The organism is Pseudomonas sp. S11P7 (assembly GCF_023195435.1).
GTDB lineage: Bacteria > Pseudomonadota > Gammaproteobacteria > Pseudomonadales > Pseudomonadaceae > Aquipseudomonas > Aquipseudomonas fluorescens_G.
The window spans coordinates 2,244,487-2,257,645 of sequence record NZ_JALPKS020000002.1 but is presented as its reverse complement, the minus strand read 5'-3'; the positions used below and the strand labels follow the sequence as shown (position 1 = coordinate 2,257,645).

At 52.2% G+C, this 13,159-nt stretch carries 22 protein-coding genes and 1 pseudogene; 13 read left to right on the top strand and 10 right to left on the bottom strand.

Features of this window, described 5'->3' with window-relative positions:
• Positions 1-37: 37 nt before the first annotated feature.
• Both M0746_RS10565 and M0746_RS10560 read right to left on the bottom strand, forming a co-directional pair.
• Complete coding sequence (locus M0746_RS10565) at positions 38-460, bottom strand: phage regulatory CII family protein (protein WP_258449119.1); 423 nt, start codon at positions 458-460, stop codon at positions 38-40.
• A gap of 83 nt (positions 461-543) precedes the next feature.
• On the bottom strand, positions 544-723 hold the full coding sequence (locus M0746_RS10560; RefSeq protein ID WP_258449118.1) for a Cro/CI family transcriptional regulator: 180 nt from the start codon (positions 721-723) through the stop codon (positions 544-546).
• An 88-nt stretch (positions 724-811) separates the two neighbouring features.
• On the opposite strand from M0746_RS10560, the gene M0746_RS10555 reads away from it, so the two are divergent.
• The 3 genes from M0746_RS10555 to M0746_RS10545 all read left to right on the top strand — a co-directional run bounded on the left by M0746_RS10555 (position 812) and on the right by M0746_RS10545 (position 2,524).
• Positions 812-1,660, top strand: coding sequence for an XRE family transcriptional regulator (locus M0746_RS10555; RefSeq protein WP_258449117.1), 849 nt, complete (start codon positions 812-814; stop codon positions 1,658-1,660).
• A gap of 33 nt (positions 1,661-1,693) precedes the next feature.
• Positions 1,694-2,029 (top strand): hypothetical protein, encoded by a 336-nt coding sequence (locus tag M0746_RS10550; protein ID WP_258449116.1) that lies wholly within the window; start codon positions 1,694-1,696, stop codon positions 2,027-2,029.
• A 123-nt stretch (positions 2,030-2,152) separates the two neighbouring features.
• Positions 2,153-2,524: a hypothetical protein gene (locus tag M0746_RS10545; RefSeq protein ID WP_258449115.1), complete on the top strand. Its 372-nt coding sequence runs from the start codon at positions 2,153-2,155 to the stop codon at positions 2,522-2,524.
• 221 nt (positions 2,525-2,745) lie between these two features.
• Here M0746_RS10545 and M0746_RS10540 read toward each other — a convergent pair whose 3' ends face one another.
• The gene (locus M0746_RS10540; protein WP_258451466.1) at positions 2,746-3,057 is read right to left on the bottom strand and encodes a DUF1654 domain-containing protein; all 312 of its coding nucleotides are present in this window, start codon (positions 3,055-3,057) and stop codon (positions 2,746-2,748) included.
• Positions 3,058-3,456: 399 nt separating this feature from the next.
• On the opposite strand from M0746_RS10540, the gene M0746_RS10535 reads away from it, so the two are divergent.
• The 3 genes from M0746_RS10535 (at position 3,457) to M0746_RS10525 (ending at position 4,460) form a co-directional block, all read left to right on the top strand.
• On the top strand, positions 3,457-3,759 hold the full coding sequence (locus M0746_RS10535; RefSeq protein ID WP_258449114.1) for a hypothetical protein: 303 nt from the start codon (positions 3,457-3,459) through the stop codon (positions 3,757-3,759).
• Positions 3,756-4,064 carry a hypothetical protein gene (locus tag M0746_RS10530; protein ID WP_258449113.1) on the top strand — a complete coding sequence of 103 codons (309 nt, stop codon included), beginning with the start codon at positions 3,756-3,758 and terminating at the stop codon, positions 4,062-4,064. Before M0746_RS10535 ends, M0746_RS10530 begins: the two co-directional genes overlap by 4 nt.
• 81 nt (positions 4,065-4,145) lie before the next feature.
• Positions 4,146-4,460 carry a hypothetical protein gene (locus M0746_RS10525; protein WP_258449112.1) on the top strand — a complete coding sequence of 105 codons (315 nt, stop codon included), beginning with the start codon at positions 4,146-4,148 and terminating at the stop codon, positions 4,458-4,460.
• Between the two features lie 34 nt (positions 4,461-4,494).
• Here M0746_RS10525 and M0746_RS10520 read toward each other — a convergent pair whose 3' ends face one another.
• Positions 4,495-4,899 carry a hypothetical protein gene (locus tag M0746_RS10520; protein ID WP_258449111.1) on the bottom strand — a complete coding sequence of 135 codons (405 nt, stop codon included), beginning with the start codon at positions 4,897-4,899 and terminating at the stop codon, positions 4,495-4,497.
• Between the two features lie 95 nt (positions 4,900-4,994).
• On the opposite strand from M0746_RS10520, the gene M0746_RS10515 reads away from it, so the two are divergent.
• The gene (locus tag M0746_RS10515) at positions 4,995-5,396 is read left to right on the top strand and encodes a hypothetical protein (protein WP_258449110.1); all 402 of its coding nucleotides are present in this window, start codon (positions 4,995-4,997) and stop codon (positions 5,394-5,396) included.
• A gap of 21 nt (positions 5,397-5,417) precedes the next feature.
• Here M0746_RS10515 and M0746_RS10510 read toward each other — a convergent pair whose 3' ends face one another.
• The 3 genes from M0746_RS10510 to M0746_RS10495 form a co-directional block, all read right to left on the bottom strand.
• Positions 5,418-5,606, bottom strand: a complete 189-nt coding sequence (locus M0746_RS10510; RefSeq protein ID WP_041481094.1) for a hypothetical protein — start codon at positions 5,604-5,606, stop codon at positions 5,418-5,420.
• Between the two features lie 367 nt (positions 5,607-5,973).
• Positions 5,974-6,189: a hypothetical protein gene (locus tag M0746_RS10500; protein ID WP_258449109.1), complete on the bottom strand. Its 216-nt coding sequence runs from the start codon at positions 6,187-6,189 to the stop codon at positions 5,974-5,976.
• A 175-nt stretch (positions 6,190-6,364) separates the two neighbouring features.
• Positions 6,365-7,153, bottom strand: coding sequence for a hypothetical protein (locus tag M0746_RS10495; RefSeq protein WP_258449108.1), 789 nt, complete (start codon positions 7,151-7,153; stop codon positions 6,365-6,367).
• Positions 7,154-7,190: 37 nt separating this feature from the next.
• Between M0746_RS10495 and M0746_RS10490 the strand changes: the two are divergent.
• Positions 7,191-7,844 (top strand): annotated as a pseudogene (locus M0746_RS10490) (DNA cytosine methyltransferase); the annotation flags it as partial.
• Positions 7,845-8,116: 272 nt separating this feature from the next.
• On the opposite strand, the gene M0746_RS10485 reads toward M0746_RS10490, so the two are convergent.
• Positions 8,117-8,434: an HNH endonuclease gene (locus tag M0746_RS10485; RefSeq protein ID WP_258449106.1), complete on the bottom strand. Its 318-nt coding sequence runs from the start codon at positions 8,432-8,434 to the stop codon at positions 8,117-8,119.
• Entirely contained in the window at positions 8,377-8,922 is a 546-nt protein-coding gene (locus M0746_RS10480) for a hypothetical protein (RefSeq protein WP_258449105.1), read from the bottom strand. The genes M0746_RS10485 and M0746_RS10480 overlap by 58 nt, the downstream gene beginning before the upstream one ends.
• A 265-nt stretch (positions 8,923-9,187) precedes the next feature.
• Here M0746_RS10480 and M0746_RS10475 point away from each other — a divergent pair, with 265 nt between their 5' ends.
• The 3 genes from M0746_RS10475 to M0746_RS10465 all read left to right on the top strand — a co-directional run bounded on the left by M0746_RS10475 (position 9,188) and on the right by M0746_RS10465 (position 11,036).
• Entirely contained in the window at positions 9,188-10,129 is a 942-nt protein-coding gene (locus M0746_RS10475) for a GAF domain-containing protein (RefSeq protein ID WP_258449104.1), read from the top strand.
• A gap of 348 nt (positions 10,130-10,477) precedes the next feature.
• Positions 10,478-10,792 (top strand): hypothetical protein, encoded by a 315-nt coding sequence (locus M0746_RS10470; protein ID WP_258449103.1) that lies wholly within the window; start codon positions 10,478-10,480, stop codon positions 10,790-10,792.
• 49 nt (positions 10,793-10,841) lie between these two features.
• Complete coding sequence (locus M0746_RS10465; protein ID WP_258451465.1) at positions 10,842-11,036, top strand: hypothetical protein; 195 nt, start codon at positions 10,842-10,844, stop codon at positions 11,034-11,036.
• Between the two features lie 58 nt (positions 11,037-11,094).
• On the opposite strand, the gene M0746_RS10460 is transcribed toward M0746_RS10465, so the two are convergent.
• A complete protein-coding gene (locus M0746_RS10460) occupies positions 11,095-11,304 on the bottom strand; it encodes a hypothetical protein (RefSeq protein ID WP_258449102.1) in 210 nt (69 codons plus the stop codon).
• 102 nt (positions 11,305-11,406) lie between these two features.
• On the opposite strand from M0746_RS10460, the gene M0746_RS10455 reads away from it, so the two are divergent.
• Positions 11,407-11,649: a DUF4224 domain-containing protein gene (locus M0746_RS10455; RefSeq protein ID WP_258449101.1), complete on the top strand. Its 243-nt coding sequence runs from the start codon at positions 11,407-11,409 to the stop codon at positions 11,647-11,649.
• A 1-nt stretch (position 11,650) separates the two neighbouring features.
• On the top strand, positions 11,651-12,700 hold the full coding sequence (locus M0746_RS10450; protein ID WP_258449100.1) for a tyrosine-type recombinase/integrase: 1,050 nt from the start codon (positions 11,651-11,653) through the stop codon (positions 12,698-12,700).
• The last annotated feature ends 459 nt before the right edge of the window (positions 12,701-13,159 follow it).

Here is a 13,159-nt window from a genome sequence, read left to right as displayed (position 1 = left end):
AAGCCGCCCTGCCAGGCGGTTTTTTTATGCCTGCGATTCAAGCGACCTTTACCGACTCTTCCATCACGCATAGTTCGTGACGCACGTGATCGATTTCCTTCCGGATGGCCTGCTTCTCGATCTGAGTGACGCGCCCATCAGCAAGCGCGCTGTGCACTGCCAAGGTCAGGTCTGCGATTTCTTTTCCGACATTCATCATCGAAGCCGTGAGTGCCTTCGGCGTTGGGGCTTCCTTATTCACCAGATCGAAACCGAACTGATCAGCCAAAGCGGCGAGCGGGCGCATGTCTCGGGTATGCAGCAATATCCCGAACAGATGTTCGATAGTCAGATGATGGGCATCGTTGTCAGGGTTGGCACGCTGCAGCAGGCTCACGTGAGGAACGCCCATCTGACCGGCCAGTACCTTCGCTTCGTTGTCGAGGACCGCGCTCTGGCAAGCCCGCAGAAATTCATCCATTCGTAAAACCTCTTCTTTGTTTCCGTGGATGCCAATCGGGGCCTAGGCGATCATTGCCCTACAGATCGACAACCAGGGATGACCTATGCAGCTGATTTTTTTTTGTCGGCCTTCAACTGACCGTTTGTTACCAGCTCAAGCTGGTATTGACGGAGTTCAGGAATTTCATCGCCCCATTGCCGCACCGCCTCGTAAGTAATTCCGAGCGCTTTGGCCAAGGGGGCAATCCCTTTGAAATGATTGATAGCGTCGGCACGGTTCATGGCTGACTCCTTGTGGTGTCCGGCAATTCAAGCATGCTTGTGTTTACTAAGCAAGCATGCTTGGCAAGCTAACTTGTAGATTGCTCGCATGAAAATTACTGATCGGATTACGAAGCTTGTACTTTCGCGAAAACCGGAGGTTGGAGCTCGCGGCTTCAAAAGGGATATAGCTAGCACCTGCGGTGTGAGCTATGAGGCTGTTCGTCAGTGGTTTGCAGGCGACACAGGCAACATCAAGAACGAAAATCTGATCGCTATTGCTGAGGGTTATGACACAACGGTGGACTGGCTTCTGTCCGGCAAGGGAGAGCCACCAAGACGGAAAGATTTGGCGCCACCCAAAGTCGGTAGCAAATCATCTGCCGACCTGGTCAAGCAGATGCTTGTAAAGCATGGCAAGGGCTTATCTGAAGACGCCCGTCAGCGCATAGCTGATGCCGTGGAAGAGACTGCGCTCGAGGCGAAGTCAACTAATGTGATCACTGGAGACTTTTCCCGTCCGGGTCTAGTCGGTGACGAAGTGTGGATCGCGCACTACGACATCCGCGCGGCAATGGGTGGCGGACAGATCGCGCACGATTTCCCGGAAACGTTCCAAGACATCCGCGTCAGCCCCAAGCACCTTCGCGAGTTGGGCGTCGAATTCGCAGAGCATTTTCACCTAAAAATGGTTACCGGCTGGGGCCAGTCGATGGAGCCGACGATCAAGCATCGCGACCCTCTGATAGTCGACGTGAGCATCCGCAATTTTGTAGGCGATGGGATCTATCTGTTTTCGTGGGACGACCACATCTACATCAAGCGGCTGCAGGTTGCCGATGAGGATCACTTCGAGATGATCTCCGACAACACCAAGCACAAAGACCGGATGATCAGGCGAGACATGACGTTTATCCAAGCTCGGGTTTTGCTCGTTTGGAATGCTCATCTCGTTTGACCCATACTTGAATGCCAAATCAATGAGGAAGTCATGTCAATCGAAGATGTGAAGCGCCACAAGTTTTCTGTCACTGTGGAAGACTTTATTCGTTTTTTGGAAACAAAGACCTTTGAGTCTGAATGTCCCGCGTGCCACACGGCGAATTGGACAGTGATTGGATCCAGCGAAAACGAAATGACGTACCGGTTGGTTACTCCAATGCGCGACGGCCCACATCCGACTTTCGTGAATTTTCTGGGTATTCACTGCAATGAGTGTGGATTTGTTCGTCAACATCTTGCAAGAGTGGTCAGGCGATGGGTCGACGACAACCCTGAGCCAGAACAGCTTGAGCTGGACGAGATGACCAACGATGACAATGAGTAAGTATGAAACTCCACATGACGTGAGGGACTCCTTTGAAAAGGTCACGCCTATGTTTCGGCCGCCGTCACACCGCGACACGAACTCTACGGGTGACATCCCCCGACTGCGGGAGATACTCAACTCATGAATGACATTACGCGCGAAGAATTAAGCCAAACACTATCCGCTATTGAAGGCAGGATGGACAAGCGCATCGACAGGATGGAGTCGACCGAGGAAAAAAGATCGGAATCGTACCGCCGGGAGCAAGAAGCAAGGGATAAGCTGTATACCGAACGATTTGAGGCTATGCACAAACGGCTTGAAGACCGTGATGCGATCATTGATTCCAAGCTCGATGCGATGAGCTCATCTGTCAAATTGATGACCCAAACCGTCGACGGGTTTGAGGTGCGGCTCGATAAAAAACTGGATGAGGTGAAAAGTTCGAATAGAAGTGCCCGCTGGGCGACGCTCGCTATCGCAGCGGCTACAGTTGTTGGGATTTGGGGGTAAACTCCACAATTGTGGGCTCTGTCACTGGTTTTTTTGATGCTGGTCAATCCACCCTACAGCGGCAGCAAGCAACAGAAAAACTGATCCTCGAGACACAAAAGCAGAGTGATGCGACATATAAATTGTTGCTTGAAATGCAAAGTCGTGATCAGGCAAAGAACTCACAGTCTAAGAACCAGCATTAATCGAAAACCCGGCAACTGCCGGGTTTTTTGTGTCCATCAGAAAGGCGCAGGCTCGCCTTCTGGCTCCATTGTCTCCACCGGCCCATCCTCATCGGCACTCGCCTCCCACCTCAGCGTCACGGAATCATCGTCATTAAATGTCATGTCGATGCCGTCGGTTTCAGAGATTAGCCCCATCACCTCCTCCCATTCCTGGTCACCATCCGTGTCAAGGCGGTGGATAGTCACCCAGCGCTTAAGCTGAGCTATGGGGTGGTTAATCATTTCTGAAACCCGGATCCCGAGTTTCTCTAAACCTGTCGCCTCATGGCGAACTGCCTGGTCCGAACGTCCTTTCCCTTTCTCCATATCCACCTTCACACCAACACTGTATGGACATACAGTACAAAAAATAAACACAAGCGTGCTTGCATTCAAATAGCAAGCATGCTTTTATTAATGCAAGCCGACTTGCACTTTGAACTGCACGCAGCCGGCGGGGCTTCCAAGCCCTCCGCTCTTTAACAGTCAGCGCGACAAACAACAGACCGCATTGCCTCTACCGGCGACCGGCGAGCAGACAGGCCCGAAAGCCTGCCAACGACAGGGAAAACCTTGTACGGCTGCCCGATGGTGAAACGCCAGAACCGAGTGAATGACCCGGCAAGCAATGCGCCCCGCCCCTTCCGGCGGCAATTGGACGGAACGCATCACTGAGCAGCCTTCTCGCGAGGGCTGCTTGGGATGACAACCGATAGGTAATCAACCATGAAGCACGCAACAGAAATTGCTCAGGTCGAAATGCACCCACTGATGCAACAGCGCGTCGATGTTCTGCGCGTCCTGATGATTCGTACCCAGGCAGCACGCGAGACGTTTGCGCGACTCGCAGGCCTAGTGATGCCGGAGAAGCAGCTGCGCTTCCAGGTGAGGACGGTCGGCAAGGCCTTCCATGTCGTCAATCTGTCCACCGGCAAGACCGCGGCGTTTCGCTGGACCTACAAGGCGGCGCTCGACATGGCGATTCAGTTCGAAACAAAAGCCAACCGGCCAGCAGGAGATCAGCAGTGATCGGCGTACCGCAACCTAACCCCCGAGACTGCATCGTCGCGAGCCTGAACGAGCAGCTGGATCAGTTCTTTGGCGCCGGCGGCAAGGCCCAGCAAATCCCCAGTGGCGTAACTGGCGATCCAAAGCTGGCATCCACACCGCATCACGACCGTCTGCGAGTCGAGCGCAACAAGATCGCCCCGAAGGTTCGCGAACTGGCCGAAGCCGGCAAGACCATCAGCGAGACGGCCAAGACACTGCACATGCACGTCAAGCGGGTTGCGCTGATCGCCAGCGAGAACAAGTTCAAGTTTGTCGATTCATGAGGCGTATCACCCGGCAGGTGCAACATCGCAAACGACAGACCTGGCTGGACTTGCCGGCCAGCGGAATTGAAGAGGTAGGCCATGGCGAAGACTGTTCAGGAACGATCGGCCAAGGCTGCGCAGAAGCGGCTGGCGGTCGCCGAGAAGGAATTGCGGCACAAGGTCAGGCCAGGCATCGAGCAGGCCATGGAGCGTATTCGGCTGCGCGGCCAGGTGCCGATCATCAGCGAAGTCTTGCAGATCGCCATCATGAAGATGGACTTGATGGGCGACGACGAGCTGATCGAGTTCTTGCGTTATCCGCGCCACGAAATCGTCATTGACGAAAACGTGGCGCATCAACTCTACAGCCATGGCCAGCGCCAAGCATTACGGCTCGACGCCGAAGAGAGTTAGTCAGTTCGAATGTCTCTCTATTCGGAAAAAGAAGTTAACAATTCTTGATCGCCCCTCCTCTTTTGCGAACTATATAGTCAATTGTCATCTGCGCTTCGTTTGCAACACTTTCGACGAATTGCGTTTTGCTCGCCCTCCATCCAGGCAGAGAACGCTCAAGTATCCTGAGTGTCACGGAGTGATATTTCTTCATGAATCTGAGCTCAAAAATCACCGCAATTTGAGCGTCGATATATGGTTTTCGATCCTCGTCGGGACCTCTAACTAGGCTCTGAACCATGCGGTGGTAATTTTCGAACTCCCGGGCTTCAAATTCATCCTTCTTTATAGAGAAATATCTGTAAACACTAAACCCCGCAAGGCTGGCAGCCAAAACAATACTAGTCCAATCCGCGTTCGCAAAAAACGCTGTGATAAATTCATCAAGCTTCACTTCCATGCCCATTCCGCTCCCAAAGAAATCATAGATACCCTATTCAATTTCATATTGCCACCACCGGTAACCGGAGGGCGGCGCCTGACTGGAGATAATCCATGAGCCACAACTGCGCATACGTCCGGCAGCACTATCAGGTGCCCGCCGAAATCGGCCGCCGCGTCATCGCCTACGGCAAGCCCGGCGTCATCCTGGCAGATCGCGGTCATTACATCGGCGTGGTGCTGGACGAAGATCCGAAGAAGCGGATCAGAAACCACCATCCCACCCACGAAATGCAGTACGGCGAAATGGCCGAGACGCTGCCGCTGAAAGAATGGCTGGTCCTGCCTTTCAAGCATGACTGGGACGATCTCGACTGGAACCGAGAAGCCCGCGAAGATCTGGTCAAGGTGTGGGCAGCAACTCGAAGTCAGGCCAAATATAAGGCCTACGAGCGGCTTCAGGATTACTGCCACAGCATCAAGGCGATGTTGCACTTCAAGGTTCGGCGCGCCTGATCGACTGCATGCCCACTCGCCTCAGACGAAGCTAGGCGGCTCAACGATTCGATGCGCCGAATCCATGTAGCTGGCCAGGTCGATCACCTCGCGAAGGAACACGACCACCTCCAGCTTCACAGCGTCATCCGGCAGCCCTATCCGTTTAAGCATCGCTTTAGCGTCCTCTTCGATAGCCGCTAGCGCATCTACATCGCTCTGCAACCTCATCTCGGCCTCCTGCCAGTGTGAGTTTAGGTATAGATACACCACTTGGTGACGAGCCGGCCAACGGAATTGAAGAGGTAGGCCATAGCCACGAGCAATGCAGGTCGCTAAACGAAAGCCGCGGCGAAGAGGAAATCAGGCTGCACTGCCTGCCCGGCACACGCCAAGCGCTTGCTGATCTGATGGTCTGAAGCGGCGTCGAGGAACAGGGCCAGACGATCACGCTGATGATTCACCATCTTCACGGCTTTGGCCCGGGCGGCGCCCTTCCCCTTCTGACGCCACCGCGACACGAATACGTGATACCCGAAAGCGTGTCGCGTTTGCTTGAGCGCTGCAAAAGGCGTCAGGCCTCAATGCTCTGCAATGATCAGTAAAGGCCTTTAATTTTGGCGTAAGCCAGACTCAGCTCCAGTTCGACATGCTCTACGTCCCGCTCAGGAATAAACCGTGTGCTGCCGTTTGCGTCGTTCAAAAGCTCGCTTGCACGATCGACAATTTTCGCTGGGTCCAGTCCCTGTTCTTTTGCAGCCGCCAACACGGCCACTAACGCTTGTTGATGAACTTCCGGGTTTACATCAGACATTTAAAACTCCTTGGCCCGGCCCCATGCCGGTCACCCGTAATACCCCAACCCAAACCAAATTGCCAACCACCAGTACGAAGGGTAGATAGTCGCGGCAGCTTGAAAAGCTCGCTAAACCGGTCGTTGGGCATTAAGGCATTCTTTTAGAAGATCTTCAGCCCCACAATCAAATGCCTTACTCAGGTCGCCCGAAAAATTCCATACTTTGCTTTTGTTTTACCTGAGAAAGCAAACCAAAGTAAAAGGGCTCAGACTCCTTCCCCAAGACCGCGTGACACGCTGTATACGCAACAAAATCTGCTAGTTCCAAAAGTTCTGGGTAACCACCGTCGCCTATTTCTGGCTTCACTCTAACGACCAATCCCGAAGAAGCACCGACATCTATCATTCCATGCGCCCAATGGTGAGCCTGCCGCTTAGCATGACCGAGAAATTTAACCTTGGTTTGATCTGATGCAAGATAAATTTCGATGTCATCTACACCAACACCTAACACGGCCTTGGCATCGACGAAACATATTTGGGCTAACAACCCAAGCATCCCCTTCGGATCATACTGAACAGGGAACGGGGCCCCATTTTGCGAAAAATTTTCGAAAGGGCCATCGAAGTTTTGCTTCACGTCATTTTCAACGCCGTGCGCATATTTGACCCGGACAGAATTGTAATTGAGTATGTATACCAAGCTTGAGTATATAGATTGAATATCGCTTTCAGTTAAATGACCCAAGCCCGACTTCAAGCGTTGCTGCCCACTATTTAGAACTCGACAATGTAGCGCAGTAGACAGCGGAATTTTAAATCTTACTTTAAGTTCCCTTATCTGTCGTTGGATTCTCTTCAACTTAGTCCGCACGAATATTATATATGCAAAACACAGAACACCTTTGTAGGCACTATCGTCGCCAAACGCCATCAAGTACGACCCTTTCTCGCCACCGACGTACTTCACCTGTTCCTTCATGAAATCGAATCCCCTAAATTTTCCGAGAGGATGCCTCATGACAATCAGTTACGGAAGCGTTTGCTCCGGAATCGAGGCGGCAACCCTTGCATGGAAGCCGCTCGGAATGCACGCGACTTGGTTCGCCGAGATCGAAGCCTTCCCCAGCGCGGTGCTGGCCCACCACTACCCGAACACGCCGAACCTCGGCGACATGACCAAAGTCGGCGCTCAGGTGCTAGCCGGCAAGATCGCCGCCCCGGACGTCCTCGTCGGCGGAACACCGTGCCAGGCCTTCAGCGTGGCCGGCATGCGCGAAGGCCTCACCGACCCGCGTGGCGCCCTCACCATCAAATACGTGGAGCTTGCAGATGCAGTTGACTATGTTCGCGCCCGCCAGCGAAAGCCCGCCTGCGTTGTCGTCTGGGAAAACGTCCCCGGTGTCCTCAGCGACAGAGGCAACGCCTTCGGATGCTTTCTTGGCGCGCTTGCTGGGGAAGACTGCGAACTGCAGCCTTCAGGGAAGAAATGGCCGGACGCTGGTTGTGTGTATGGACCCAAAAGAACAATCGCGTGGCGGGTCCTGGACGCCCAATATTTCGGCTTGGCCCAACGACGCCGTCGCGTGTTCGTTGTCGCAAGTGCTCGAGACAGATTCGATCCCACCGAGGTACTTTTTGAGCGCGAAGGCCCTCGCAGGGATCGGCCGCCGGGATGGCCGGAGAAGCTCGCAGTTCATCCTACTCTCACGGCACAAGGGGGTGGCTCTCTCGATGACAGAGAGGCATATGTATTGGAGTCCGAAGGTATTCGAAGAACCAGTGTGATTGAGTGGGAGCGGTGCCAAGGGTTTTTCGATAATTACACGCAAATTCCATGGCAGGGAAAACCATCCGAGGAATGTCCGGACGGCCCGCGCTACAAGGCAATCGGGAACAGTAAAGCTGTTGCCATAGTGCACTGGGTTGGACGCAGGATACTCTGTTACTTATGAGCCAGCCGCTTAACAATAACCTCTTTGATGTCCATATACACTTCCAAACCCGCACGCATATGGGCATGCACTGCAGAGTGACAATTAGAACAAAGTAATGCGAAATCTTCTAACACCACTGCCCTTTTCGCTGGGACTGCAGAAACTGGAATTTTATGATGCGCCTCGATATATTCAACCCCGTATCGAATACTAAAATCTTCTTTGCAGATTTCACAGATGTAAGACTTTGTCGATTTCAGCAGCGTAACTATTTGAGTGTTACGCTCCGATAACAAATGGGTAACATATCTTTTACCACCTTCCATAAAGCCTTGGCCGACCTTTTTAAAAGTGCAGAGGCTGCGGCACGGCGACCTAGAACGACATATTCGTCGGCGCACTCGACCAAGCTGAATACACCTTCCAAAACCCAATTGCTTTTTCGCTCGCTGTAAAGAACCACTGGATAACCAAACTCGGGCTGATTCAGCAAAGCAAGATTTGCCTTTTCTTTTAGCGACACTACACCTTTTCGAGCCTTAAACGAATAGCGATAAAGATCTTTTTCAGTGTCCTGCCAACCATCATGGCTATAACTACCGGACCGAACCTTAACCAAAACTCCCGCAAGGAAAGGAAGCGTTCCAACCCAATTTATACCTTGCTGAGGAGTATTATTAATAACCAGGTCTTCACCACTCCAATACTCAGAACCCGGCACCTTCGAATATTGAATGAGATCATATAACTCCCTCTTCGAAACAATTGAACCAATTTGAGCATTAAGCAGATCGTGAAAACTCATCTTCGCCATAGTCATCCTTTGCATGTATCACCGCTTTCCAATCCTTGAGTATGGCACTGACAGTCCACAGCGCAAGGCCAAGGTCAAACCCTCATCTCAGCAAAACCCACCCTCCAACGCCCGGGTGTGCCCCGGCACAAGCTACAGTCAACAACGAGACCGTACCATCCTCGCGCTGCACAGGCACACTTACAAAAATCGCCCCCACGTATAGCTTGACTTAACCTCGCTCGTAAACCATAAAGCCATAGATAAGCCATCAGAGTTACAGCAAATGGATCTAAAACAAGTAAATCATGCAAATAGAAACATTGAAGACAGCATTGTCTCGGCTAGTATATTTTGCGCCAATACATGGATGACATTAATTGCGCCACTGGTAATCGGTTTATTTGCCAGCAAGCTATTTGCTAGTCAGAACTTCACCTCAACAGAAATAACTCTTTACTCCATCTCCATCACAGTTCACATTATTTTTGCGATCATAATTTTTTATGCTGGAAACAGAAGATCGACAACTCTTGCCGTTGAAGAAGCAATAGCGGAGACTGAAAAGTACAAATCAGAGATAATACCCAAAGCCAAAACGGTTTATGAAATATCTAAAACGCAGCAGGGCGTCACATACTTAATGACACTGGAACTAGAGTCTTTAATAGATGAGGTTCGATCACGTCCAGCCGATTATCCCTTTGCACAAGGCCTTAAAGACTGGGAAACAGGGCTCAATCGAATCTTATGGCACTTGGTTGATCACCGCACACAATTATTTGGATATAAAGGCGACTCCCTATACAACTTCGCACTATATATGTATGACGATAAAAGCGAAGAACTTTTTATAAAATGGCGCAGCCACGACAATCGACTTCCTACATCCAATAGACGCTGGAAGCCTGGGTTCGGACACGTAGGGCTTGCGTACATTCAAGGCGAAGCGAAAATTTGTCAGGATATAGCGATAAGTTCAGAGCTTTCTGATAGCGCCACCATTGAATCTGATAAAAAGAACTACAGATCATTCATTTCCGTACCAATAAAGGATTCTTACAATGTATTGGGTGGAAACAAACCATTAGGTGTGCTAGTATTCACAAGCAATCATGTTTCCCAATTTTCGTGGGAGCGTGATAAAGTATTTACCCTGACAGTTGCAAAGATATTGTCTATGTATATCGAGCGTCACATGATTTCACTAATGGAGGGTACAAAGTGAAAAAGAAGGAAGATAGGTTTTCCGGATTGGCCGGCCTAGTGGTGCAGCCCCCTCCATTAATATGGGCATAATTTCCGAAAGCTTGAGCTTTGAAGACTGCATTATTCAGAGCTCAAAGCAGAGCGGATCTTTTCCCCGCGAGTGGGTTGAATCTGAAGTTGAAAAAAGCTCTGATTATTTCACTAAAGAAATTTACAGTAACGCTTAGTTTTTAACTCCAGCCCACTAAATCAAATAAGCTCGCTCTGGCGGGCTTATTTTTTGCCCACGATTTAATAGCATCCTTCCCCTACTCGATGTAACTCCCTCCCCTTCAAAGTCAGCCGCTTTAGCGGCAAGGACGAAGTCATGCCTGAAGAAAAATTGATTGGCCCCGTCGATGTCGTGCGCGATGAAGACGGGTACTGGTATCACCCAAACATTCCGGACTTCGACGAAGACGCCGAAGCGTGGCGATCATGGCTCGAAGCCCAAGGGCTGAAGGTAACTGGCTCGCACATGGACTCCGCCTTGGAATCCCATCCCTACTGGGAAGACGATGCGGCTCATTGCTTAGGGTGGGAGCCAAAGACGCCGTCAGCCGATGACTGGTTCCTGCTTGGCATCTTCGACACGGACGATGGCCCCTACGTGCAGTGGGCGCGCCGCGAGGTGACGCCATGATCTTCGCCCCGCTCTACATGGCCTCCCTGATCTGCAGGGGGCCGTGGCGATGAAGGTTGTCCCACACACCGGCTGGCTTCGGCGTCGGCTCGAATCCGCAATCATCCTCTTAGCAGCCTGGATCATCGACGGTCGCAACGTTGGGCGATCGGGCGTCGTCTCCCGCCGCGATAACAACGACATGCGGTACATGGCGGAAAAGCTTGAAGGCATCGCCGATCGCATTAAACGCCAGTACCTGTAATACATCACCCAACTCAACAACCTGCCCGTGTGCGGCCGTACTGCGGGGAATCACTCTCTCATAACCAGTTCAGCACTCGCAGCATTCTCTCGAATCCTCGCTCACTCGCCACCCACGCCAGCATGACAAGGCAGCCTCCCGCGACTACGAAAATAAACCCACCAACCGCATCGATGACGACCAGAAATAATCCCAGCGTCAGGAGTGCGGCACCGAGCGCCCCCAGTACCGTCCGGCTTTGCTTTTGCTCGGGATACTTGTTGAACATCCGAATGCTCCGCATCAGTTGCGCATCGATCAACTGTAGCCCAAGCGCAACCACCCAATATCAACCATCTTCTGCCGCCTCGCGCCGCAATGGAGCATCACAATGGAAACAGAAATCCTCTCCGACGAGGAGCTGGCCGAACTCACCGGCTACAAGGCCAGGGCCTACCAGCGCCGCTGGCTGATTAATCGCCAGTGGGTGTTCGTCGAAAGCCGCGGCAAGCGCCCGCTGGTGGGCCGCATGTATGCCCGCATGAAGCTGGGCATGATCAGCACTACGATCGCCGATACGAACCCACCGCCGGCTACACCGGTATGGACACCAGACTACTCGCGAGTGAACTGATATGCGCCCCCGCAAGGCCGACACACGCTGCTTGCCGCCTCGAATGTACAAGTGGACACGAACACGAAAAAGCGGAAAGGTTTGGATCGCCTATTACTATCTGGATATGGCAGGTAAGGCGATCCCGCTGGGCAAGGATCTGGACTTGGCCAGGGTCAAATGGGCGGAGCTGGAGGCGAAGGAAAAGCCGCTTGATCTGCGCACTATGAAAGGCATCTTCGACCGCTATATCCGCGACATCGTATCGAAGAAAGCGGCACGGACGCAGAAGGACAATCTGGCGGAGATCAAGCAACTTCGGCCGATGTTCGACAGCGCTCCTATCGACTCAATCACTCCTGCAACTATCGCCGGGTACCGCGACGCGCGGACCGCCAAGGTTCGCGCGAATCGCGAGATTGCCACCCTCTCCCACGTGTTCAATATTGCTCGGGAATGGGGACTGACGACCAAAGAAAATCCCTGCCAGGGCGTACGCAAAAACAAGGAAACGCCGAGGGACTATTACGCAAATGATGTGGTTTGGGATGCTGTTTACATGAAGGCAGCTCAAGAACTGAAGGACGCGATGGACTTGGCTTATCTGACCGGGCAAAGACCGGCAGATGTCCTGGTCATGAGGAAGGACGATGTCGAGGGAAATTACTTGGGTGTGCAGCAGAACAAGACACACAAAAAGCTGCGTATTCAGATAACTGACGGTGATGAGCCAAACAGTCTGGGCCTGTTGATCGGGAAAATGGCCGAGCGCAATGCTCAGCACATTTGCAGCTATTTGATCGTGAGCGCACGCGGCAAGCGGATGACAGCGAAGATGCTTCGCGATCGATGGGACGACGCCAGAGAAAGGGCCAAGAAAGAAGCTGAAGAAAAAGGCGATGTTCAGCTGGCTGAGAAAATCGGAGGCTTCCAGTTCAGAGACATCAGGCCGAAAGCGGCGTCGGAGATCCTCGACGTCGGCGATGCGAGCCTACTCTTGGGGCACACCAAAGGAGACATTACCGAGCGCGTCTATCGACGAATTGGCGCCATTGCCAAGCCATCGAAATAGCCTCAAAAACCGTTACAAAACTCAAAATCCGGCCCTTGGAGAATGCGGGCTGTAGAGATGTCAAAAAATAAACGTATCGTAACGAAAAGCGGCTACAGGCCCCGGTTTCACTGGCTTTGCATATCGGTCTTGAAAACCGTCGACTGTAACAGGTCCATGAGTTCGAATCCCATCGCCTCCGCCATATTTGGTACCGACAAAGCCCTGATTATTCAGGGCTTTGTCGTTTCTGGCAGGCTCAAAGATTTTCTCCTTGAAAGAAGCGTTCCATAACTTTTAGGGACGCGCTCCACAATCATAATGATTGGCGCCCTTCTCCGGCGTCCTGCCCAACGAAATTCGCGTCCACCTCAAAACCTACTACCGTTACCCGGCAACCCTCCCTCGCGTAACCAAGGAGATGGCGATGTCGAAATCAGGCGGCGGTAAAAGTGGTTCAGTACCAGCAAGTAAATCGGG